This is a genomic window from Isoptericola luteus (assembly GCF_020297055.1).
Taxonomy (GTDB): Bacteria; Actinomycetota; Actinomycetes; order Actinomycetales; family Cellulomonadaceae; genus Isoptericola; species Isoptericola luteus.
Genome location: NZ_JAIXCQ010000018.1, coordinates 13,137 through 34,784 on the forward strand (window position 1 = coordinate 13,137; position 21,648 = coordinate 34,784).

Consider the following 21,648-nt stretch of genomic DNA (forward strand, 5'->3'; position numbering starts at 1 on the left):
CCCAGCCCTGGAGTACGGATGTCCACGACACGCCCACCCGTCACCGCTGACGCCGGGGCAGCCCCCCCGACCGGGGCCGCCGAGTCCCTCCTCAAGCTCGGCAAGCACCTGCGCAAGGGCGAGGTGTCCGCCGACCTGCGCCAGCTCTTCCTCACCGGCGGCCGCGACGGCGACGTCTTCTACCGGGACCGCTGGTCGCACGACAAGGTGGTGCGCTCCACCCACGGCGTCAACTGCACGGGCTCGTGCTCGTGGAAGGTGTACGTCAAGGACGGGATCATCACGTGGGAGACGCAGCAGACGGACTACCCGTCGGTGGGCCCGGACTCCCCCGAGTACGAGCCGCGTGGCTGTCCCCGCGGCGCTGCCTTCTCCTGGTACACCTACTCTCCGACGCGCGTGCGCTACCCGTACGTGCGCGGCGTCCTGCTGAACGCCTACCGGGAGGCCAAGGCTGCCGTCGGTGGCGACCCCGTGCTCGCGTGGCAGCGCGTCACGAGCGACCCCGACACCGCCCGCGCGTACAAGAGCGCCCGGGGCAAGGGCGGCCTGGTCCGCGCCACGTGGGACGAGGCGGCGGAGATCGTCGCCGCGGCGCACGTGCACACGATCGCCGAGCACGGGCCGGACCGCGTCGCGGGCTTCTCGCCCATCCCGGCGATGTCGATGGTCTCGCACGGCGTCGGCGCACGGTTCGTGCAGATGCTGGGCGGCACGATGCTGTCGTTCTACGACTGGTACGCGGACCTGCCCGTCGCGTCCCCGCAGGTGTTCGGCGACCAGACGGACGTGCCCGAGTCCGCGGACTGGTGGAACTCCTCGTACCTCATCATGTGGGGCTCGAACATCCCGGTGACCCGCACCCCCGACGCGCACTTCATGACGGAGGCGCGCTACCGCGGCACCAAGGTCGTGTCCGTCTCCCCCGACTACGCGGACAACACGAAGTTCGCCGACCAGTGGCTCGCGCCGCAGCCCGGCACCGACGGCGCCCTGGCGATCGCCATGGGCCACGTGATCATGCGCGAGTTCCTCGTGGACCGCCGCACCGCGCCGTTCGCCGACTACCTCAAGCGGTTCGCCGACGCGCCGTTCCTCGTGCGCCTCGACGAGCACCCCGGGACGGCGGCCGCCGGCGCACCGGCGTACACCCCGGGCAAGTTCCTCACGGCCGCGGACCTCGACGACGCCACCCTGCCCGGGGCCTCGGCGATGGCCAACGCCCACTTCAAGACGATCCTGCTGGACGCCGACGGCACGCCCGTCGCCCCCAACGGCACGCTCGGCCACCGCTACGGCGAGGCCGACGAGGGCACCTGGAACCTCGACCTCGGTGACGTCGACCCGCTGCTGTCGGTGGCCGACGCCACCTCGCTCCCCGCGGGGGCCGGGACCGGCGTGCCGGTCCTGCTCCCGCGGTTCGACATCGTGCCCGGGACCGACGGCGCCGGTGCCGACGGGCAGGCGTCCGACGACGAGGCGCACCTGGGCGGCAAGGGCGTGGTCACCCGCGGCGTGCCGACCCGGCGCGTCGGCGGCCACCTCGTCACGACCGTCCTCGACCTGCTGCTGGCGCAGTACGGCGTCGAGCGCCACGAGCTCGACCTCCCGGGCGAGTGGCCCACCGGCTACGACGACCCGACCGCCCCCGGCACGCCCGCCTGGTCCGAGGAGATCACCGGCGTGCCGGCCGACACCGCGGCACAGATCGGGCGCGAGTTCGCCCGCAACGCCGAGGAGTCCGGCGGCCGGTCCATGATCATCATGGGCGCCGGCGCGAACCACTGGTTCCACTCGGACACCATCTACCGCGCCTTCCTCACCCTCACGACGATCACCGGCTGCCAGGGCGTCAACGGCGGCGGCTGGGCGCACTACGTCGGCCAGGAGAAGTGCCGTCCGATCACCGGGTGGGCGCAGTACGCCGGCGGTCTGGACTGGGTGCGCCCGCCGCGGCAGATGATCGGCACCGGGTTCTTCTACCTGGCCACCGACCAGTGGCGCTACGACGGGATGCCGGCCGACGCGCTCGCGTCGCCGCTCGCCCCGGGCCACCTGTCCGGGCGCACGACGGCGGACTCCCTCGTCGAGTCCGCGCAGCGCGGCTGGATGCCGAGCTACCCGACGTTCGACCGCAACCCCCTCGACCTGGTCGACGAGGCGCGTGCCGCCGGCAAGGAGCCCGAGCAGCACGTCGTCGACGAGCTCAAGGCGGGCCGCCTGCGGTTCGCCTGCGAGGACCCGGACGACCCGGCGAACTTCCCCCGCGTGCTCACCGTGTGGCGGGCGAACATCCTGGGCTCGTCGGGCAAGGGCAACGAGTACTTCCTCAAGCACCTGCTCGGCACCGACGCCGCGGTGCTCGCCGACGAGGCGGGCCCCGACCGTCGTCCGAAGTCCATGACGTGGCGCGACGAGGCCCCCCGCGGCAAGCTCGACCTGCTCGTCACCCTCGACTTCCGCATGACGAGCACCACCCTGTTCTCCGACGTCGTGCTGCCGGCGGCCACCTGGTACGAGAAGCACGACCTGTCGAGCACCGACATGCACCCGTTCGTGCACTCGTTCAACCCCGCGATCAGCCCGCCGTGGCAGACCCGCACGGACTTCGACACGTTCCACACGCTGGCCGGGCTCGTGTCCCAGATGTCCGAGAAGCACCTGGGCGTGCGCGAGGACCTGGTGGCCACGGCGCTCGCGCACGACACCCCGGACGAGCTCGCGGTGCCGCACGGCACGCTCACGGACGCCGGGCAGCCGATCACCGAGCGCGAGCTGGTCCCCGGCGTCACCATGCCGCGGCTGCAGGTCGTCACCCGCGACTACCCGGCGTTCGCCGCGCGGATGGCGGCGCTCGGGCCGCTCACCGACTCCAAGGGCATGGTCACCAAGGGAGTCGCGTTCATGCCCGACCAGGAGGTGCGCAAGCTCGGCGACGTCAACGGGCGCGTGACGTCCGGCCCGGCGGCAGGACGCCCGCGCCTGGACCGCGACACGCACGCCTGCGAGATGATCCTGGCCCTGTCGGGCACCACGAACGGCCGCCTGGCGGTGCAGGGCTTCGAGCACCTGGAGAAGCGCACCGGGCAGCAGCTCGCCGACCTGGCCCGCGACGAGGAGGCCAAGCGCGTCACCTTCCCCGACGTCCAGTCCCGCCCCACGACGGTGATCACCTCACCGGAGTGGTCCGGCTCGGAGCACGGCGGACGGCGGTACACGGCGTTCGCGGTCAACGTGGAGCGGCTCAAGCCGTGGCACACCGTCACGGGGCGTCAGCACTTCTACCTCGACCACGACTGGATGATCGAGCTGGGTGAGCAGCTGCCGGTGTACCGGCCGCCGCTGGACCTGCACCACCTGTTCGGCGACTCGCCGCGGCCGGGAGACACCGACGACGGCACGTCCGAGGGCGGCAGCGGGCACGCCACGGTCGCCGTGCGCTACCTGACGCCGCACTCCAAGTGGTCGATCCACTCGGAGTACCAGGACAACCTGTTCATGCTGTCCCTGTCCCGCGGCGGCCCGAACGTCTGGATGAGTCCCGCCGACGCCGCCAAGATCGGCGTCCGGGACAACGAGTGGATCGAGGCGGTGAACCGCAACGGCGTCGTCGTCGCCCGCGCGGTGGTCTCGCACCGGATGCCGGAGGGCACCGTCTACATGCACCACGCCACGGACCGCACGGTCGACGTGCCGCTGTCGGAGACCTCCGGGCTGCGCGGCGGCATCCACAACTCGCTCACGCGCATCCTGCTCAAGCCCACCCACCTGGCCGGCGGGTACGGCCAGCTCACCTACGCATTCAACTACCTCGGCCCCACCGGCAACCAGCGGGACGAGATCACGGTCATCCGACGTCGTAGCCAGGAGGTGCGTTACCAGTGACCGAGCGGCGACGTGGAGTGCGAGGAACGAGCACGGAAGGGAGCGCGGCCGCATGAAGGTCATGGCGCAGATGTCGATGGTCATGAACCTCGACAAGTGCATCGGGTGCCACACCTGCTCGGTGACGTGCAAGCAGGCGTGGACGAACCGCACCGGCATGGAGTACGTGTGGTTCAACAACGTCGAGACCCGCCCCGGCCTCGGCTACCCCCGCACCTACGAGGACCAGGAGACGTGGCAGGGCGGCTGGGAGCGCACCAAGCGGGGCAAGCTCAAGCTCCGCGCGGGCGGACGGGCGAAGAAGCTCGCCTCGATCTTCCACAACCCGAAGCTGCCGTCCATCCAGGACTACTACGAGCCGTGGACGTACGAGTACGACATGCTGCTCAGCTCCCCGCAGGGGCAGCACACGCCGGTGGCGAAGCCGAAGTCGCTGCTCACCGGTGACGACATGTCCATCCAGTGGTCGGCCAACTGGGACGACAACCTCGGCGGGTCGACCGAGACCATGCAGGACGACCCGATCCTCAAGCACATGAGCGAGCACGTCGCCGAGGAGCTCGAGCAGACGTTCATGTTCTACCTGCCGCGCATCTGCGAGCACTGCCTCAACCCGTCCTGCGTGGCGTCGTGCCCCTCGGGCGCGATGTACAAGCGGGTCGAGGACGGCATCGTCCTGGTGGACCAGGACCAGTGCCGCGGCTGGCGCATGTGCGTCACCGGCTGCCCGTACAAGAAGGTCTACTTCAACCACAAGACCGGCAAGGCCGAGAAGTGCACGCTGTGCTACCCGCGCCTCGAGGTGGGGCTGCCCACGGTGTGCTCGGAGACCTGCGTCGGCCGGCTGCGCTACCTCGGCCTCGTGCTGTACGACGCCGACAAGGTCGGCGCCGCCGCGGCGACCGAGGACGAGCACGACCTCCTCGCCGCGCAGCGCTCGGTGTTCCTCGACCCGAACGACCCCGAGGTCGTCGCGGCCGCCCGCCGCGAGGGCATCCCGGACGACTGGATCACCGCCGCCCAGCGCTCCCCGATCTGGAAGCTCATCCACGAGTACGAGGTCGCCCTGCCGCTGCACCCCGAGTACCGCACCCTGCCGATGGTCTGGTACATCCCGCCGCTGTCGCCCGTCGTCGACGTGGTGGCCAGCTCCGGCAGCGACGGCGAGGACGGCCGCACGCTGTTCGCCGCGATCTCGCAGCTGCGCATCCCGCTCGAGTACCTGGCCGGCCTGTTCACCGCCGGCGACACCGGCCCGGTCGAGCGCGTGCTGCGCCGGCTGGCCGCGATGCGCTCCGGCATGCGGGAGGTCAACCTGGGCCGCGAGTTCCCGGAGGAGCACGCGGCCGCCGTCGGGATGACCGGCGACGCGGTCCAGGAGATGTACCGCCTGCTCGCCATCGCCAAGTACGAGGACCGGTACGTCATCCCGACCGCGCACTCCGAGGTGGCGCGCGAGCTGGAGGAGATGGCCTGCTCCCTCGACTTCGAGGGCGGGCCAGGCATGGGCGGGGCGGGGCCCTTCGGCTCGTCGTCCGGGACGCCGGTGCCGGTGGCGGTGGAGAACTTCCACGCGCTTTCCTCCCGGCAGACGGCGGACTCCCCCTACGGCCCGTCCACGCCGGGGCGCGTCAACCTGCTCAACTGGGACGGCAACGGCAAGCCGACCGGGCTCTTCCCGCCGGACGAGCCCCAGACTCCCGCGCAGCCGGGCGGCACCGCCCCGGGCGACCCTGGCAGCCTGCCCGGCGGTCGGCAGGACGCCGCACCCGACTCGCCCGACGGCTTCGACGGGAGCGCGCGATGAGCCGGCTCGCCTTCCTCCCGCGCCCCGGCGTCCGCGCGAAGCAGCTCGACCCGCTGGCGCCGGTGCCGCTCGACGACGGCGGGCGCGCCGTCGCCCACATGGCGGCGTCGCTGCTGCTCGCCTACCCGGACGACGACACCCTCGCCGCCGCACCGACGGTCCGGGACGCCGTCGCCGGGCTCCCGGTGCCGGTCCGCGACCGGCTGGCCGGGCTCGCCACCACCCTGCTCGAGGGCGACCCGGTCGCGCTGCGGGCCGACTACGTCGCGACGTTCGACCTCAAGCGGCGCTGCGCGATGTACCTGTCGTACTACGCCGCCGGGGACACCCGGCGCCGCGGGCACGCCCTCGTCCGGTTCGTGGAGGCCTACCGGGCCGCCGGGTTCGAGGCCACCGACGGGGAGCTGCCGGACTACCTGCCCACGGTGCTCGAGCTGTCCGCCCGCGGCGACGCGGACGGCGCCCGGATCGCCGGCACCCTGCTGGCCGCGCACCGCGACGGGATCGAGGTGCTGCGCTCGGCGCTCGCCTCCCTGGGCTCGCCGTGGACGGCGGCCGTCGAGGCCGTGTGCCTCACCCTGCCCCCGGTGGACGCCGCGACCGCGGCACGGGTGGCGGACCTGGTGACGGCCGGGCCCCCGGCCGAGCTGGTCGGACTGAGCGGGTACGGGAACGGGGATGAGCTGCCGTGGGAATGACGAACGCGACGATGGGCCAGGTCCTGCTGTGGGTGGTGCTGCCGTACGTGACCTTCGCCGTGCTGGTGGTGGGATCGCTCTGGCGGTACCGCTACGACAAGTTCGGCTGGACCACCCGCTCCAGCGAGCTGTACGAGAAGCGCCTGCTGCGGTGGGGCTCCCCCATGTTCCACTTCGGGCTGCTGTTCGTGGTCCTCGGGCACGTCCTGGGGCTGGTGATCCCGAAGACGTGGACCGAGGCGGTGGGGGTCTCCGAGGGCTTCTACCACTTCATCGCCACGTCCATGGGCACGGCCGCCGCGGTGGTCGCCGTGGCCGGCCTGGTCATCCTCATCTACCGGCGCCGCTCCACCGGTCCCGTGTTCCTCGCGACGACGGCCATGGACAAGACCATGTACGTGTTCCTCGCGGCCTCGATCCTGTCGGGGGCCTGGGCGACCGTCCAGACGCAGATCCTCGCGGGCGGCCACGGGTACGACTACCGCGAGACCATCTCGCCGTGGTTCCGGTCGCTGTGGTACCTGCAGCCGGAGCCCGCCCTGATGGCCGGCGTGCCCGTGGCGTTCCAGGTGCACGTCGCCGCCGCGATGCTGCTGTTCGCCCTGTGGCCGTTCACCCGCCTGGTGCACGCGTTCTCGGCGCCCGTGCAGTACCCGTTCCGCCCGTACGTCGTCTACCGGTCCCGCGACGTGTCGGTCTCGTCCCGCGCCCCTCGGCCGGGATGGGACCCGACCGACCGGGCCCGCTGACCGGCCGACGAGCCACGCCCGCCACCACGTTCGCCACCGCGCCCGCCCCCATGCAGCCCCGCTGCGCACGGCCCCTGCCCCAGGAGGAGACATGACCTCGGCACCGCCCCCCGGCCCGGCCGGCACGACGGCGGCCCCCGTCGCCGTCACCGGCAACCCCACGCAGCTCGCGCTCGCGACCCTCGGGTTCGCGATCTGCTTCTGGGCATGGGCCCTGCTGGGCCCGCTGGGCAACACGTACGGCCAGCTGTACGCGCTGTCCGACTTCGAGGTGTCGGTCCTCGTGGCCGTGCCGGTGATCGTGGGCTCGCTCGGGCGCATCCCGATCGGCGCGCTCACCGACCGCTTCGGCGCCAAGGTCATGTTCCCGCTGTGCAGCGCGCTGACGATCGTCCCGGTGCTGTTCGTGGGCTTCGTCGCGGACAGCCTCGTCTGGCTGCTCGTCGGCGGGTTCCTGCTGGGGCTGGGCGGCACGACGTTCGCCATCGGCGTCCCGTTCGTCAACAACTGGTACCCGCCGGCACGGCGCGGCACCGCCCTCGGCATCTTCGGCGCCGGCATGGGCGGCACCGCCGTCGCGGCCTTCTCCACGGTGCCGATCCGCGAGGCATGGGGAGAGGGGGCGCCGTTCGTCGTGGTCTCGGTGGCGCTGGCGATCTTCGCCGTGGCGTCGCGGGCCCTGCTGACGGACTCTCCCGCGTGGACCCCCGGCACCGGCGGCGGCATGTGGGCCCGCACCTGGGCCACCCTGAAGCTCCCCGCGACGCTCCAGCTCTCGTGGCTGTACGCCATCGGCTTCGGCGGCTTCGTGGCCTTCTCCGTCTACCTGCCCACGTTCCTGCAGAACGGCTACGACCTCAGTGCCACCGACGCGTCGCTCCGCACCGCCGGGTTCGTCGTGCTGGCGGTGGTGTGCCGGCCGATCGGCGGCACGCTGTCCGACAAGGTCGGCGCCATCCCGGTGTCCGTCGCGTGCTTCGTCGCGGTGACGGTCTTCGCGGGGATGATGCTGTTCGAGCCGCAGCTCCTGCCGGGCTCCACGATCGCGTTCCTCGGCCTGGCGGCGGCCCTGGGCGCCTCCTCGGGCGCCACGTTCGCGCTCGTGGCGAAGATGGCGCCGCCGGGGACGGTCGGCGCGGTCACCGGCGTCGTCGGGGCCGCAGGCGGCCTGGGCGGCTTCATCCCGCCGCTCATCATGGGCGCGGTGTACGCCGCGAACGGCGACTACAACATCGGGTTCGGCCTGCTCTCGCTGACCGGCCTGCTCACGCTGCTGTTCACGCTGGGGCCGGTGCGCAAGCGGGTACGGGCGAACGCCGGATGACCCGTCAGGTCATCTCACCCCGCCGCACGCCCGGCGGTGAGGTGCGTGCCGCACGCGCGTCACGCACCCGGCCTAGCGTGGCCCCATGAGCACCGGCCGCACGTCCCGAGGCGTCGAGGAGCACGTCGCGGCGGTGCTGGCGCACGTCGCTCCCCTGGTGGCCGTCGACGTCGGGCTCGCCGGGCTCGCGGTCGGCGAGCCGGGGCTGGTGCTCGCCGGCGACCTGCACGCCGAGGCGGCCGTGCCCCCGTTCGACGCGGCCGCCATGGACGGCTACGCCGTGCGTCTGGCGGACCTTCCGCCCGACGGCACGCCCGTCACCCTGCCCGTGGTCGGCGACTCCCGCCCCGGCTCCCCCGCCCACCGCTGTGAGCGGGCGATGGGCCCGGCTTCCGCCGGTGCGGAGGGCGCATCGCCCGCTCACAGCGTCACCGGGGTCGTGCGGATCATGACCGGCGCACCGGTGCCCGCCTGGGCGGACGCCGTCGTGCCGGTCGAGCGCACGTCCACCGGCCGGTTCGTCGCCGGCAGCCCGACGACGGAGCACGAGGTCACCCTCGCCCGCCAGCCCCGCGCCCACGTCCGTCGTCGCGCGGAGGACGTCGCTCCCGGTGACCTGCTCGCCCGAGCGGGCTCCGCCGTCACGCCCGCCCTCGTCGCCGTCGCCGCGTCCGGCGGGCTGACGACCCTGCCCGTGCGACGGCGGCCACGTGTGGCCGTGCTGTCCACGGGCTCGGAGCTGCTGCCCGCCGGAGCCGGGGCCGACACCACCGACAGCGGACGCATCCCGGACTCCAACTCCCTCCTGCTCGCCGCGCTGGTGCGCGCAGCCGGGGCCGACGCCGTGCGCACCGGCGCCGTGCCCGACGACGCCGACGCGCTGCGCGCCGCCCTCGACCACGCTGTGAGCGGGCGATCGGCCCCCTCGGACGGAGTCGAGGGGGGCGCTAGGCCCCCCCCCGCGGCGCGGGAGGTCGACCTGGTCGTCACGACGGGCGGGGTCTCAGCCGGGGCCTCCGACGTCGTGCGCGCCGTCCTCGCGACGCCCGACGACCGCCTGAGGGCCGTCGAGGTCGCCGCCGTCGCGCTGCGTCCCGGGCACCCGCAGGCCCTCGCGCGGTGGCGTGACGTCCCGTGGCTCGCGCTGCCCGGGAACCCGGTGAGCGCGTTCGTCTCGTTCGCGCTCTTCGTGCGGCCCGCGATCGACGCCCTGGCCGGCCGCGCACCCGACGTCAGAACGCTCCGGCGGCGGTCGGCGTCCGCGTGGTCGAGCCCGCCGGGACGGGTCCACGTCGTGCCGGTGCGGACGCTCGCGTCCGGCGACGTCGAGCACGTGGTCGGACCGGCAGGGCACGCCTCCTCCGCCCTGCTCGGCGCCGACGCCCTGGCCGTCGTGCCCGCCGACGTCGAGAAGGTCGCCGTCGGTGACGAGCTCGACGTGCTGCCCCTCGACGGCGTCCCGCCCGGCAGGCACGCATGACGCCGCGCGACCTCGCCCGCCAGGACGACCGGTTCGACGCCGTCGTCCTCGCCGGCGGGCGTGCCCGCCGTCTCGGCGGGGTGCCCAAGCCCACCCTCGTCCTGCGGGGGACGACCCTGGAGCAGCATGCGCTCGCCGCCGCCGTCGGCGCGCGGCGCACCGTCGTCGTCGGCCCCGTGCCGACGACGCCCGCCCCCGGGCACCGGTGGCCGCCCGGTCGCGACGTCGTACGGACCCGGGAGGACCCCCCGTTCGGCGGGCCCGTGGCCGGCCTGGATGCCGGCCTGCAGGCCCTGCGCCGCCCCGCCGCCGCCGGCGGCGCGGACGACGCCGACGACGGCGACAGCGAGCACCCGCCGTGGGTGCTCCTGCTCGCCGTGGACGTGCCGCACGCCGCGGTCGCCGTCCCCCGGCTGCGCGCCGCGGCCGCGACGGCGGCGCCCGGCACCGACGGCGCCTACCTGGTGCACGACGGCCGGCCCCAGTGGCTCGTCGGCATGTACCGGCACGACGCGCTGCGGCGGGCGCTGGCGACGGTCTGCGGCCCGGACGGACCCGCGGGGATCCCGGTACGCCAGCTCCTCGCGCCGCTGCGTTGCCTCGAGGTACCCGACGACGAGGGGCTGAGCCAGGACGTCGACACCTGGGACGACGCCCGACGGCTTACGGTAGAGGCCCGACGACCCGTGGCCGGGCCCCCGGACGAACCACGCCCGCACAGCAGTCAGGAGGCACGCCGATGACCGACCAGACGCCCACCCCGAGCGCCCCCGGAACCTCGGTGCTCGACCGGTGGGTCGCCGCGCTCGAGGCCGAGCTCTCGCTCCCGCCGGGGACCGTCGACATCGGCGCCGTCCTGGACCTCGCCCGTGACGCGGCGCACCAGGTGGCGCGCCCTGCGGCCCCGGTCAGCACGTACGTCGCGGGGTACGCCGCGGGCCTGGCGGCCGCCCGGGGCGAGTCCAGCGACGCCGTCGAGCGGGCCGCTGCCGCGGCGCTCGCCTGGCGCGACGCCGGCCCCGCCGGGCAGGCCTGACGATGGCCGTCGTCACGTTGGGCATCCCCACGCCGCGCCCCGCCGCGCCGGCGGCGGGCCCGGTCGCGCTGCCGAGCGGGCGCCCGGACACCGGCGGGCTGGTGGACTCGTTCGGGCGCGTGGCCACGGACCTGCGCGTGTCGCTCACCGACCGCTGCAACCTGCGCTGCACGTACTGCATGCCCGCCGAGGGCCTGCCCGCGCTCCCCCGCGACGCGACCATGACGCGCGCGGAGATCGTGCGGCTCGTCGGCATCGCGACCCGCGACCTGGGCGTCCGGCAGGTCAGGTTCACCGGTGGGGAGCCGCTGCTGCGCCGCGACCTGCTCGACATCGTGCGCGACTGCGCCGCCCTGCCCCGCCGGCCGGAGCTGAGCCTCACGACGAACGCCGTGGGGCTGGACTCCCGGGCGCGTGCGCTGCGCGACGCCGGGCTGGACCGGGTGAACGTCTCCCTGGACACGCTCGACCCCGACACGTTCGCGACCCTCGCCCGCCGCCCGTTCCTGGAGCGCACGCTGGCGGGCATCGCGGCCGCGGCCGACGTCTTCGACGTGGTCAAGATCAACGCCGTGCTGGTGCGCGGGGTCAACCTCGACCACGCCGCCGACCTGCTGGCCTGGTGCCTGGAGCGCGGGTTCGAGCTGCGGTTCATCGAGCAGATGCCGCTGGACGCCGACCACGCGTGGGACCGCTCCGCGATGGTCACGGCCGCCGAGGTGCGCGACCTGCTCGGCGAGCGGTTCGCCCTGGAGCCGGACGTCGAGCCCCGCGACGGCGCCCCTGCGGAGCGTTTCGTCGTGCGGTCCCCGCAGGGGACGGGCGACCGGCTGGGGCGGGTCGGGATCATCGCGTCGGTGACGGAGCCGTTCTGCGGGGACTGCCGTCGCACCCGCCTGACCGCCGAGGGAGGGGTGCGCGACTGCCTGTTCGCGCACACGGAGACGGACCTGCTCGGCCCCCTGCGTGCCGGCGCCGACGACGCGGTGCTCGCCGACCTGTGGCGCACCGCGATGTGGGGCAAGCAGGCGGGACACGGCATGACCGACACGGGCTTCGGTGAAGGGTTCACGCAGCCCGAACGCACCATGAGCGCCATCGGAGGATGAGATGACCCCCACCACGACCGTCGGCACGACCACCGTCGAGCTGCGCTACTTCGCCGCGGCGCGGGCCGCGCTGGGCCGGTCGGGCGAGGCGCTCACGGTGCCTCCCGGCACCACGGTCGGCGACGTCGTCGCGCGCCTGTCGGCCTCGACCCCTGCTGCTGCACCCGTACTCGCCCGGTGCAGCGTGCTGCTTGACGGGCGCCGGGCGGCACCGTCCGACGTCGTGCCCGACGGCGCGGGCCTCGACCTGCTGCCGCCCTTCGCGGGCGGCTGACCCGCCCCGCCAGAGCAACGAGCGTGCTGGTCTGATCCTCAGACGGGCCGTTTGAGGATCGAACCAGGACGCTCGTTGCTCCGGCGGGTCAGGACTCGCGGTGCGCCCGGATCGCGGCCGCGGCCTGCGGCAGCACGTCCGCGAGCTGGCCCACGACGGCGAAGTCGCAGATCTCGAAGATCGGCGCCTCAGGGTCGGAGTTCACCGCGACGATCACCTGCGACGCCTGCATGCCGCCCCGATGGTGCGGCGCGCCCGAGATCCCCGCGCCGACGTACAGGCGCGGGGCCACGGTCACGCCCGTCTGCCCCACGTACCGGTCGAACCAGCCCTCGAAGACCGCGTCGCGCGTGGCGCCGACGGCAGCGCCGACGGCGTCCGCGAACTCCTCGACCGGGCCGAAGTCGCCCTCGGTGCCGCGCCCGCCGGCGACCACGACGGCAGCCTCCTCGAGCGTGGGGCGCCCGACCGGGCGGTCCTTGACGTCACGCGACTCGACGACGACGCCACGGGTTCCGGGCAGCTCCACCGTGAGGCCCTCGACGTCGGTCGCGACGGCCGCCTGGGCCGGCTGGGGCACCACCGCGTTGGAGCGCACGGTCAGCACCGCGACGTCCGCGGTGACCGCGCAGCGGGTGTCCCACGCGCCGGCGAACACCCGCTTGCCCGTGACGATGCGGCCGTCGTCGTCCTCCCCGACGGCGGCCGCGTCGATGATCAGCCCCGCGCCGAGCGCGTGCGCGGCCAGGGCGGCTGCCTCCTTGGCACCGAACGTGGCGGGCGCGAGGACGACGTCCGCGTCCGTGCGTCGGACGGCGGTCGCGAGGGCAGCGGCGACGACGACGGGCAGGTGGCGGGCGGCCTCGCCGCCGACGGATCCCAGGGCGGCCGGGGCGATCTCGGCCTGGTGCACGGTCTCGACGCCGTAGGCGCCGAGCTGGGCGAGGACCTCGACGGTCGGGGACTCGACGGTCACGGCCTCCACGCGGCCGAGGCCGCGGCCGATGGTGAGCAGCTCCAGCACGCTGGAGCGCACCTCGGTGGCGGGGTCGACCAGGACGAGGACGGTGCGGTTGGTCATGTCGGCAGCCCTCTCAGACCAGCTCGTTGCGGATGAGGAAGTCGGCGAGCGCGTTGCCGCCCTCGCCCTTGTCGACCACCAGCTCGACCTCGGCCCTTGCGGGGCGGGGCTCGGCGCTCAACGCCTCGGTGCGGGCACCGGCGGTCCCGACGGCGGCGGCGTCGAGCCCGAGGTCGGCGGCGGTCCACTGCTCGATCTGCTTGGTGCGCGCCGCCATGATCAGCTTGAAGTCGGGGAACCGCGGCCGGTTCGCCGTGTCCGCGACGGACAGCACCGCGGGCAGCGGGGCCGAGAGCGTCTCGGTGGCCTCGTCCGTCTCGCGGGTGATCCGCAGGGTGGCGGCGTCGCCGGCGTGATCGAGCGCGATCTTCTTGGCCAGGGTGAGGACGGGGAGGTCCAGCTCCGCGCCGAGCAGCGCCGGCACCACCGAGCCGAGCCCGTCCAGGGCCGCCATGCCGGTCACCACCAGGTCCACCGGGGCCTCGGCCCCGAGCCGGCGGACGGCGGCGGCCAGCGCCGCGGCGGTGCCGAAGTAGTCCGACCCGGCCAGCGCGACGTCGCTCACCCGCACGGCACGGTGCACGCCCATCTGGAACGACTTGCGCAGCGCGACGTCGCCCTCGGCCGGCGCGACCGTGACGGCGACGACCTCGCTGCCCTCGCGCTCGTCGTCGGGCAGAGCCTCCACGAGGCGTAGCGCGGCCTCGATCGCGTTCTCGTCGAGCTCGTTGAGCGTGCCCACGTCGGGACTGCGGTCCACGCGAGCGTCGACGAACCGCCGCTCCGCGTTGATGTCCGGTACGTACTTCACGGCGACGACGATGCGCACGGGCGGCGACCTCCAGCTCACGGTGTGACGGCCGGCCGCAGGTCCACGGCCGACGATGCCGAGCCTACTCGGCAGACCTCCCGGAGCGGGCGGTGCGGGGGGACGTCACAGGGTGCTGTCATCAACCTGCGACAGCACCCGCCAAGCGGCGACGCTAGAGGCGAGCGGTGCTGGACAGCTACCTGCCCCGGCCGGCGACGGGGGGCTTCGTGCTGTCTCAGGCTGAGAGCTTGTGGCTGACGAGGCGGTTCATCGAGATACCCTGCTCGGCAGCCTCCTCGGCGAGCCGGCGGTGCACAGCCGGCGGGATCCGTACCTGAAACTTGCCAGAGTAGTTGCGCTCGGAGATCGGCTCGGGAACCTGCTCGCCGGTGGCCAGCAGGTCGTTGACCACCTCGGCCGCCAGTAGCTGGATGCCAGCGAACGCGGCGCCCGGCTCGGACTCAAGCCACGAGAGAGACGGCAGCTCGAGGACGGTACCGACAAACTCCTGATCCTCGGCGGACCAAGCCACGCGGTAGCTGTAGTGCTCGGCGGCGTTCACTTCTCCTCCTCCTTGGAGTCGTCCTCATCTTGCATGGTCTTGAGCTTGTCGATCGCGTCGAGGACCTGGCGGACCTGGTAGGCCTTGGCCATGCCGCCCTTGTTCTGGATGTTGACCCGGGGATCGCCCCGCCACGGTGTGGCGTAGACCTGGTGGGAGGTCCCGCTCTGTCTCGGATCGCCGAAGAACTCCACGCACACGCGCTCAAGCTCCTCGAACCGGATGGACGTCGGGCTCTGTCTCATCTTGGCGAGAGCCTTGTCCGTCTTCGTCACGCGACGACGGTACCAATAGTGGTACCGCTTTCGTCAAGCGACCTGTCAGCAGTTGATAGGTGGCGTGCGAGAAACCACGAAGCTCTGACTCGATCTCGAGCCGGGGCCGGGGGGTGGCGTCTCAGACGGCGGCCGCGACGAGCGTCTCGCGGTGACGCTGCATGACGCGTCCCACAGTGGCAGCCGGGACGTCGAGACGGGCAGGCCCTCGCCCTCGACGAGACAGATCACCTCGGCGTCACGACCGGGCGAGACGAGGGAGAGACACCGGCGCGCGGGAGCGGTACACAGAGACTGGCGCTGCCGTTGGCGATGGAGTACTTCAGCGGCACCGTCACGACGGCGAGGAACCACCGGGCGGGTGTTCCTGACGAGGCAGGAGCCGCCTCCTTGGAGCTCGTGTGCGTCGTCCACGGATTCACAGCCCGAGCCACGGCTACTACTAGGGATAGATCTCTACAGGAAGACCCAACCACGGGGGGAACCCTCGCCAGAGGCGATATGACCGCAGGTCCGAGCACCATTCCTCGGCCCCTGCACCGAGATCCCGCGCCGAGAGACCGCCGGGTCGCGACGTGCCGACCCACCCGCCGTTCAGGTGCGTGCCGCGTGCACCACCAGGTTCTCCGCCGCGGCCCCGGTGCGGCCGGCGCGCTGCAGGCAGGTGATGATTACGAGCCGGTCGGCGCCGTCGGGCCGCGGCGCCCAGATGTCCGCCGACTGCGCGGCCTCCGCCTTGGTGCGGACGTCGGTGCCCTCGACGGTGTACCTGACACCGTCGAGCACCAGCTCGTCACCCGCGCGCACGGTCGGTGCCGGGTCGGCCGCGGCGTGCTCGAAGAAGGCGTTCCCCGGCGCACGTCCGTCGCGCACCGCGTGGAGCGCGACGACGCGCGGGCGCACGCCCTCCGCCGTCTCGCCGTCGGGATCGCGCACCACGAACGCCTCGGTGAGAGTGGGCGGGTTCAGGACGCCGCCCGCGACCGACATCTCGACCAGCGGCACGTCCAGACCCTGGCTCGGAGCCTGGAACCGGCCGCCGGTCGGGCGCACGTCGGCGGCGCGGGTGTCGGGCACGGCGTCCAGGGCGACCCGGTGACCGTCGAGATCGGTGAGGACGTGGCCCCCCGGGTCGTCCCCGAGCGCCAGCCAGGTGAGCCCGGCCGCGCCCGTGAGCGCCGCCACGACGACGGCGCCCAGGGCGTTGCGGACCCACCTGCTCACACGTCCTCCTGCTCGGCCGGGACGCCGCGTCGTGCCCTCGCCGCGGCGAGCGCGAGGGTCAGGAGTCCACCCGCGAGGAAGAGCATCCACCCGGCGGTGGGCAGCGCCGCACCGCCGGTAGCGGCGGTGCTCCCCGCCCAGAGGCCCCCGCCGGTCGCCTTGTCGGCGACCTCCGCGAGGCGCAGGTCGCTCGTGTCGGTCGACCCGACATCGGCCCCGCCGGTTCCGCCCGGTGTCGCGGGCGCGGGGTCCGCGTCCCGCGTCGCGGACGGGTCGCCCGTGATCCGCAGCTGGACGTCGAAGGCGAACTTGCGCTCGCCGACCTCGGCCCGGTTGCCGCTGGTGGCCTCGAGCGGGAACTCGTAGGTCAGCGGCACCTCAGTGGTGGCGCCCTGGGCGAGCTCGACCTCGTGGATCACGTGGTCATCGCCGGCCAGGTCGGCTGCGGCGACGTCGTTGATCCGCAGGTCGCGGAAGAACTCGTCGTCGGCATCGGCGCCGCCGAAGCTCGCGTTGACGATGCTCGCGGTGAGGTTCCCGGAGCTCGGGCCCTCGTTGGTGACGCGCACGGTCGTGGCCCCCGCGTCACCGGGGACGACCGTCACGATCCCCAGGGCGTCGCCCTGGACCGTGAGGTGGCCGGCCTCGCCCGTCCATCGCATCGCGACGTCGTGCACGGCAGGCTCCGGCACGACCGGCGTGGCCGGCGTGACGGCCGCCTGCGCCGTGACCGCCGTGGTGGCCATGAGCGCGAGCACCGTCGCGAGGACGGCGAAGCCGCCGGACCGTCGTGACCTGAGTTTCGACATGAGCTCACTCCTTCCTGTTCCGGTCCGGGAAGACGAGCGTCCCGACCCCGTAGACGAGCAGGCACACCGCGCCGATCGTGGCGGCCGCCGGGCCCCAGCCCGCGTTGGTCACGTGCCCCACGAGGGGCACCGAGTAGACGACGCGGCCCATGACCTGGTCCGCGACGATCGGGTCGTCGTCCGCGCCGTTGGCGTCGCCACGGGTGACGAAGCCGGTGACGCCGTCGGCGTCCCACTGGAGGCCGACCACGCGGTGCGTGATCAGCGTCGGGTCGTCGGAGACGGGCTGGAAGGTCACCAAGTCGCCGGCCTGGATCTCGTTCGGGTCCACCCGCTGGGTCACCACCAGGTCACCCGGCGAGAAGACGGGCTCCATGGAGCCCGACAGCACCGTCAGCGGTACCGCGCCGAGGAGGCGCGGGACCACCGCGACGGCCGCCGCGAGAACGACCAGCGCCACCATGACGACGGTCAGCAGGATCGACCCGACCCGGGCGGCGACCGGTCGAGGCGACCCACCGGGGCCGGCGGCCCCGGCCTGCACCGGAGCCTGTACAGCAGCGTCGGCCGTGGCCGAGCGCTGGTCCAGGTCGGTCATCGGTCCGCCTCCTCGTCGCCGTCCTGCGTGTCGTCGTCGGACTCGTCGTCCGACGTCTCGTCGTCGGCCTCGTCGGCCTCGTCGTCCTCGTCGTCCTCGTGCCTGACGTCGTCAGGCTCCCTGGCCGACTCGGCTCCGTCCGGCTCCACCGATTCCGTGGACGCGGCGTCGGCAGCGTCGCCAGCGTCGCCGGCGGGCTGGGCGTCCTCGGCGGACTCGTCCACCGCCTGGGCCTCGCCCGGCTCGAGCTCGTCGGCCTGGATCACGTCCGGTTCGACCGGGTCCGCGGACGGGGCGTCGGTAGCCGGCTCCTCCAGCTCGGGCAGGGCTTCCGTCGTCTCAGGAGCCACTGCCAGCTCCTCTGGCTCGGCGGCCGCCACCGACTCCTCGGTCTCGACAGCCTCCGGTTCCCCTGGCTCAGGCGCGAGGGCCTCCTTCTGCGCCGTCTCGGACTCTCCAGGAACAGGCTGGGCGACTCGTTCCTGAGAACCCCCCGTGATGACGCCATGGTCAACAGGCCCTCGGAGATCGCGGGCTGGACTGCTGACATTCTTGAGTCTGTGCACGATCTCGGGCACGGGAATAATCTCGTCGGCGACCTTAACAAAGCTCTGGCCGTCGAAGACACTGAGATCGACACTCAAGCCAGTTGCAGAACTGGCTTCATTGCCTCCCCCGCTCCTCCACACCTGAAGCAGGATCGTGACATCCTGGGCCGAATTCACCTCGGCGCGCAGATCGCCAAACTGGCCACCGACGTTCGCTCCCGGCGTGGTCAAGACAATGTCGAATGGCCGTCCAGGGTTGTCAGCGGAATGCCCAACTTCCTTCCCTTCCTGCAAGATCACAAACCGATACTCCGGCTTGTGAAAGCTCAGAAATTCCCATGTGTCAGGGAGCGCCATCGTCAAACGATAGGCGCCCTGCTCGGCAATGCCAGAGACTTGAATTCCGGCGATTGACTTCGGGGAATCGTTCGTCTCGAGCGCAACCTTGTCTGGATACTCTTCGGGCGTAATCGTCGGAGCCTTGACTTCCGACCCGTCGACGATGGCGGGCAGCGCGAGCGATACATGGCTGCGCCAGAGCGCCGACGTCGTTCCGGCACCACTGGCGAGCGCTCCGGCCGACAGGACGCCGACCAGTGCTGCTGCGGTGGTCAAGACCACCGCGCGGTTGCGAATCATGTCGCCTCCTCTGGCGGGGTGGGCCCGCCCCGGCTCCAGGAAGGAGCCGAGGCCGGGCTGGTGCTACGAGGTGTCACGGCTGGGGCAGCGTGCTGCTGGGCGGGAGCTGCTCGAGGGTGACCTCGATGTTCTCGGGACCCCAGGTCTTGTCCTTGACGGTGGAGTACTTGCCGCCCTGCTCCTTCAGCTGGATCGCCACGCTGAGCTCCGTCGTGCCGGCGCTCGCCGGCGTGAGGGTGGTGGTCCAGCCCTCGCCGGCCTCGCTGCCCTCGAGCTGCCACGTGATGTCCAGCCATTCCGGCTGCGTCTCGACGCCGTCGATCTTGAGCTCTGCGGCGAGGTGGTCACCCGAGAGCTCCGTCGAGATCGTGGTCTTGCCCTTCAGCACAACGCCCGGAACGATCTTGAGAGTGGAGTCGCCACTGCCGTCCAGCTCCTTCCCTTCCCCCACCTCGTCGATCTCGTACTCGGCCCACGACATGGCGGGCGCCGTGAGCTTGAACGCACCCCCCGTGATCTCCGCCCTACCGATGGTGTCCGTGTCGGACCACAGCGCGAACGTCCCGGCCGTGCCGAGCAGCAGCGCTCCACCGGCGACACCGGCAACGAGTCCCTTGGTCTTCTTCTGCATGGTGCTTCCTCCGAGTCGACATGTCGCCGCGGCCCATTGGGGACCGGCGTCGCGGACGGCGCTTCTTCCTCCGCCCTCGCCCTGCTGGGCTTGCAAGAAGAATGGCGGGACGCACTCGCACGAAGACGGCAGTCATGAGGAAAACCCGCACCGACGTCCGTGGTAGTACGGAGGAGCTCGTCGAGCTCTCGCCGACGAGCCGGGTTCAGCGTCCCGGGCGCTCCGCCGCGGTGGTGTCGTCCTCGCGCCGGAAGGGCAGCGTGAAGTGCAGCCGGCCGCCGCCGTCGGGGTTGGTGGTGAGCTCCAGGACCCCGCCGCGGGACTCGATGCGGGAGCGGTGCCGGTCGAGGCCGTGGAACGGGGGGACCGGGTCCGGGGGCCCCGAGCCGTCGTCGTCGACCGTGACCTCGAAGACCCAGTGCCCCGGCTCCTGGCGTGGGTAGGCCTCCGCGCGCACGCGGACGGTGCGGGCGCGGCCGTGCTTGAGCGCGTTCGTCACCGCCTCTTCGACGGCGTACACGGCGACGAGCCGTTCGGTCACCGGGAGGAGCGCGGCGCCCTGCTCCTCGGCGATGTGGCTGCGATACCTAGGTCCGAGCTCGACGGACGTCGCGATCGCCGTCGGCAGCCGGCGCAGCATGAGCTCGATCGCCTCGACGGCGCCGATCTCCAGGCCCGCGGGGAAGACGGCGTGGCTGAGCGAACGGACCTCGGTCTCGCGGATCTCCTCGAGCGCCTCCGCCCAGCGGCGGATGTCCGCCACGGCGGTCTCCTTGCCCCCGGCGAGGTCGGACGCGAGCTGGTCGAGAGCGGCCGTGACGGTCACGAGCCGGTACTGCAGCGTGCCGTGGAGCTGGTCGGACACCATGCGGCGGATCCGCATCTCCTCGGCCTGCAGCTCGTCGACGGCCCGTGCGGCGCGCGCCTGCTCCTCCTCGCGCCGCTGCGCCTCGGTGCGGGCCTGCTCGATGAGGTCGGCGGCGAACAGCGCCATGCCCACGGCGACGGTGCCGGCGGCGATGCCGACCGCCCCCTCGACGAGGCCGAACAGGGAGCCCGTCGGCGTCGTCCCGATCTCCAGGAGCGCCAGCACCCGCGGCATCGCGAACACCGCCGACAGCCCGGCGACGGCGACGAGCCGGGTCGCCCACGGGCGACTCAGCACCCGGAACAGGAACGCCCCGCCGATGACGAGGAGGCCGAAGACCAGGTTCACCGAGGTCAGCACCAGCCCCTCGGACACGACGCCGAGAACTCCTTTCGACTTCGCCGCCGCCAGCCCGCCCCACCCCATCCACTGCGACAGGTCGAGGATCGCGAACAGCGCCACGTTCACGACCGCGAAGACGAGCGCCACCCGGCCGTGCTCGGAGAGGCTGCGCTGCCGGATCAGCCCCGCCACGAGCGCCCCGTCTGCTCGAGGAACGCCAGCACCGCCGCGACGCGTCGGTTGTGGCCCTCGCCGCCGATCTGCAGGCGCTGGTAGATGGACTGGAGGTGGCTCTCCACCGACCGCTCGTTGATGCCGAGCTGCTCGGCCACGCCCTGGTTCGACCAGCCCTCCGCGACGAGGCGCAGCACCTGGAACTGCGCGGGCGTCAGCTCGGCGACAGCCGTCTTCGCCCGCGGCGACGACCGCTGCACGAGGTACGGGTCGAGCACGACCTGGCCCTGCGCCGTCGCGGTGACGGCGCGCACCAGCACGTCGCGCGCGAAGCTCGACCGTTTGGACAGGTAGCTCCACGGCTTGCTGACCTGGTCCTGCACCGTGGTGAACAGGCCCATGACGTCCTCACTGGAGAGCAGCATGATCGCGAGCCGCGGGTCCGCGCGCTGGAGCTGCAGCCCGAGCGAGACGCCGTTGCCGTCGGGCAGGTTCACGTCGAGCACGGCCACGTCGCAGCTCCCCGGCGTGATCACCAGCCGGGCCTCCTGGACGCCGGGCACCGAGTGCACGACGCGGACGCCCTCGTGCGACGCCAACGCCTCCTCGAGCATGCCGCGCATCAGCGCCTCGTCCTCGACGATGCTCACGCGCGTCACGGTGGTGACCACACGCACGATGCTACGCATCGGTCACGATTCGGCACGGCGAGGCCGCCGCGCCG

21 protein-coding genes are annotated in these 21,648 nt (G+C 72.9%); 10 read left to right on the top strand and 11 right to left on the bottom strand.

Annotation, left to right across the window (positions count from 1 at the left end; genetic code table 11):
- Window positions 1-18: 18 nt before the first annotated feature.
- The 10 genes from LEP48_RS17700 to LEP48_RS17745 all read left to right on the top strand — a co-directional run bounded on the left by LEP48_RS17700 (window position 19) and on the right by LEP48_RS17745 (window position 12,362).
- Window positions 19-3,885 carry a nitrate reductase subunit alpha gene (locus tag LEP48_RS17700; RefSeq protein WP_225566899.1) on the top strand — a complete coding sequence of 1,289 codons (3,867 nt, stop codon included), beginning with the start codon at window positions 19-21 and terminating at the stop codon, window positions 3,883-3,885.
- A gap of 52 nt (window positions 3,886-3,937) precedes the next feature.
- Complete coding sequence (gene narH, locus LEP48_RS17705) at window positions 3,938-5,692, top strand: nitrate reductase subunit beta (RefSeq protein WP_225566900.1); 1,755 nt, start codon at window positions 3,938-3,940, stop codon at window positions 5,690-5,692.
- Window positions 5,689-6,390, top strand: a complete 702-nt coding sequence (gene narJ, locus LEP48_RS17710) for a nitrate reductase molybdenum cofactor assembly chaperone (protein ID WP_225566901.1) — start codon at window positions 5,689-5,691, stop codon at window positions 6,388-6,390. Before narH ends, narJ begins: the two co-directional genes overlap by 4 nt.
- Window positions 6,387-7,139, top strand: coding sequence for a respiratory nitrate reductase subunit gamma (gene narI, locus LEP48_RS17715; RefSeq protein WP_225566902.1), 753 nt, complete (start codon window positions 6,387-6,389; stop codon window positions 7,137-7,139). The genes narJ and narI overlap by 4 nt, the downstream gene beginning before the upstream one ends.
- A gap of 91 nt (window positions 7,140-7,230) precedes the next feature.
- Window positions 7,231-8,463, top strand: coding sequence for an MFS transporter (locus LEP48_RS17720; protein ID WP_225566903.1), 1,233 nt, complete (start codon window positions 7,231-7,233; stop codon window positions 8,461-8,463).
- Between the two features lie 85 nt (window positions 8,464-8,548).
- Window positions 8,549-9,943 (top strand): molybdopterin molybdotransferase MoeA, encoded by a 1,395-nt coding sequence (locus LEP48_RS17725; RefSeq protein ID WP_225566904.1) that lies wholly within the window; start codon window positions 8,549-8,551, stop codon window positions 9,941-9,943.
- The gene (mobA, locus tag LEP48_RS17730) at window positions 9,940-10,686 is read left to right on the top strand and encodes a molybdenum cofactor guanylyltransferase (RefSeq protein WP_225566905.1); all 747 of its coding nucleotides are present in this window, start codon (window positions 9,940-9,942) and stop codon (window positions 10,684-10,686) included. Before LEP48_RS17725 ends, mobA begins: the two co-directional genes overlap by 4 nt.
- Entirely contained in the window at window positions 10,683-10,979 is a 297-nt protein-coding gene (locus LEP48_RS17735) for a DUF6457 domain-containing protein (RefSeq protein WP_225566906.1), read from the top strand. Before mobA ends, LEP48_RS17735 begins: the two co-directional genes overlap by 4 nt.
- 2 nt (window positions 10,980-10,981) lie before the next feature.
- Window positions 10,982-12,088 carry a GTP 3',8-cyclase MoaA gene (gene moaA, locus LEP48_RS17740; RefSeq protein ID WP_225566907.1) on the top strand — a complete coding sequence of 369 codons (1,107 nt, stop codon included), beginning with the start codon at window positions 10,982-10,984 and terminating at the stop codon, window positions 12,086-12,088.
- 1 nt (window position 12,089) lies between these two features.
- Window positions 12,090-12,362, top strand: coding sequence for a MoaD/ThiS family protein (locus tag LEP48_RS17745; protein ID WP_225566908.1), 273 nt, complete (start codon window positions 12,090-12,092; stop codon window positions 12,360-12,362).
- A gap of 88 nt (window positions 12,363-12,450) precedes the next feature.
- Here the strand turns inward: LEP48_RS17745 and LEP48_RS17750 are convergent, their stop codons facing one another.
- The 11 genes from LEP48_RS17750 to LEP48_RS17800 form a co-directional block, all read right to left on the bottom strand.
- A complete protein-coding gene (locus LEP48_RS17750) occupies window positions 12,451-13,443 on the bottom strand; it encodes an electron transfer flavoprotein subunit alpha/FixB family protein (protein WP_225566909.1) in 993 nt (330 codons plus the stop codon).
- A 13-nt stretch (window positions 13,444-13,456) separates the two neighbouring features.
- Window positions 13,457-14,272, bottom strand: coding sequence for an electron transfer flavoprotein subunit beta/FixA family protein (locus LEP48_RS17755; protein WP_225566910.1), 816 nt, complete (start codon window positions 14,270-14,272; stop codon window positions 13,457-13,459).
- A gap of 217 nt (window positions 14,273-14,489) precedes the next feature.
- Entirely contained in the window at window positions 14,490-14,816 is a 327-nt protein-coding gene (locus tag LEP48_RS18895) for a type II toxin-antitoxin system HicB family antitoxin (RefSeq protein ID WP_225566911.1), read from the bottom strand.
- On the bottom strand, window positions 14,813-15,091 hold the full coding sequence (locus LEP48_RS17765) for a toxin HicA (protein ID WP_225566912.1): 279 nt from the start codon (window positions 15,089-15,091) through the stop codon (window positions 14,813-14,815). Before LEP48_RS17765 ends, LEP48_RS18895 begins: the two co-directional genes overlap by 4 nt.
- Window positions 15,092-15,685: 594 nt before the next feature.
- Window positions 15,686-16,315: a sortase family protein gene (locus LEP48_RS17770; protein ID WP_225566913.1), complete on the bottom strand. Its 630-nt coding sequence runs from the start codon at window positions 16,313-16,315 to the stop codon at window positions 15,686-15,688.
- Window positions 16,312-17,124 (bottom strand): hypothetical protein, encoded by an 813-nt coding sequence (locus LEP48_RS17775; protein WP_225566914.1) that lies wholly within the window; start codon window positions 17,122-17,124, stop codon window positions 16,312-16,314. Before LEP48_RS17775 ends, LEP48_RS17770 begins: the two co-directional genes overlap by 4 nt.
- 4 nt (window positions 17,125-17,128) lie before the next feature.
- The gene (locus LEP48_RS17780; protein ID WP_225566915.1) at window positions 17,129-17,722 is read right to left on the bottom strand and encodes a signal peptidase I; all 594 of its coding nucleotides are present in this window, start codon (window positions 17,720-17,722) and stop codon (window positions 17,129-17,131) included.
- A complete protein-coding gene (locus LEP48_RS17785) occupies window positions 17,719-18,909 on the bottom strand; it encodes a prolipoprotein diacylglyceryl transferase (RefSeq protein ID WP_225566916.1) in 1,191 nt (396 codons plus the stop codon). Before LEP48_RS17785 ends, LEP48_RS17780 begins: the two co-directional genes overlap by 4 nt.
- A 73-nt stretch (window positions 18,910-18,982) precedes the next feature.
- Window positions 18,983-19,540, bottom strand: a complete 558-nt coding sequence (locus tag LEP48_RS17790; protein WP_225566917.1) for an alternate-type signal peptide domain-containing protein — start codon at window positions 19,538-19,540, stop codon at window positions 18,983-18,985.
- A 205-nt stretch (window positions 19,541-19,745) separates the two neighbouring features.
- Complete coding sequence (locus LEP48_RS17795) at window positions 19,746-20,942, bottom strand: sensor histidine kinase (RefSeq protein WP_225566918.1); 1,197 nt, start codon at window positions 20,940-20,942, stop codon at window positions 19,746-19,748.
- Window positions 20,930-21,595 carry a response regulator transcription factor gene (locus LEP48_RS17800; RefSeq protein ID WP_225566919.1) on the bottom strand — a complete coding sequence of 222 codons (666 nt, stop codon included), beginning with the start codon at window positions 21,593-21,595 and terminating at the stop codon, window positions 20,930-20,932. The genes LEP48_RS17795 and LEP48_RS17800 overlap by 13 nt, the downstream gene beginning before the upstream one ends.
- Window positions 21,596-21,648 lie beyond the last annotated feature (53 nt).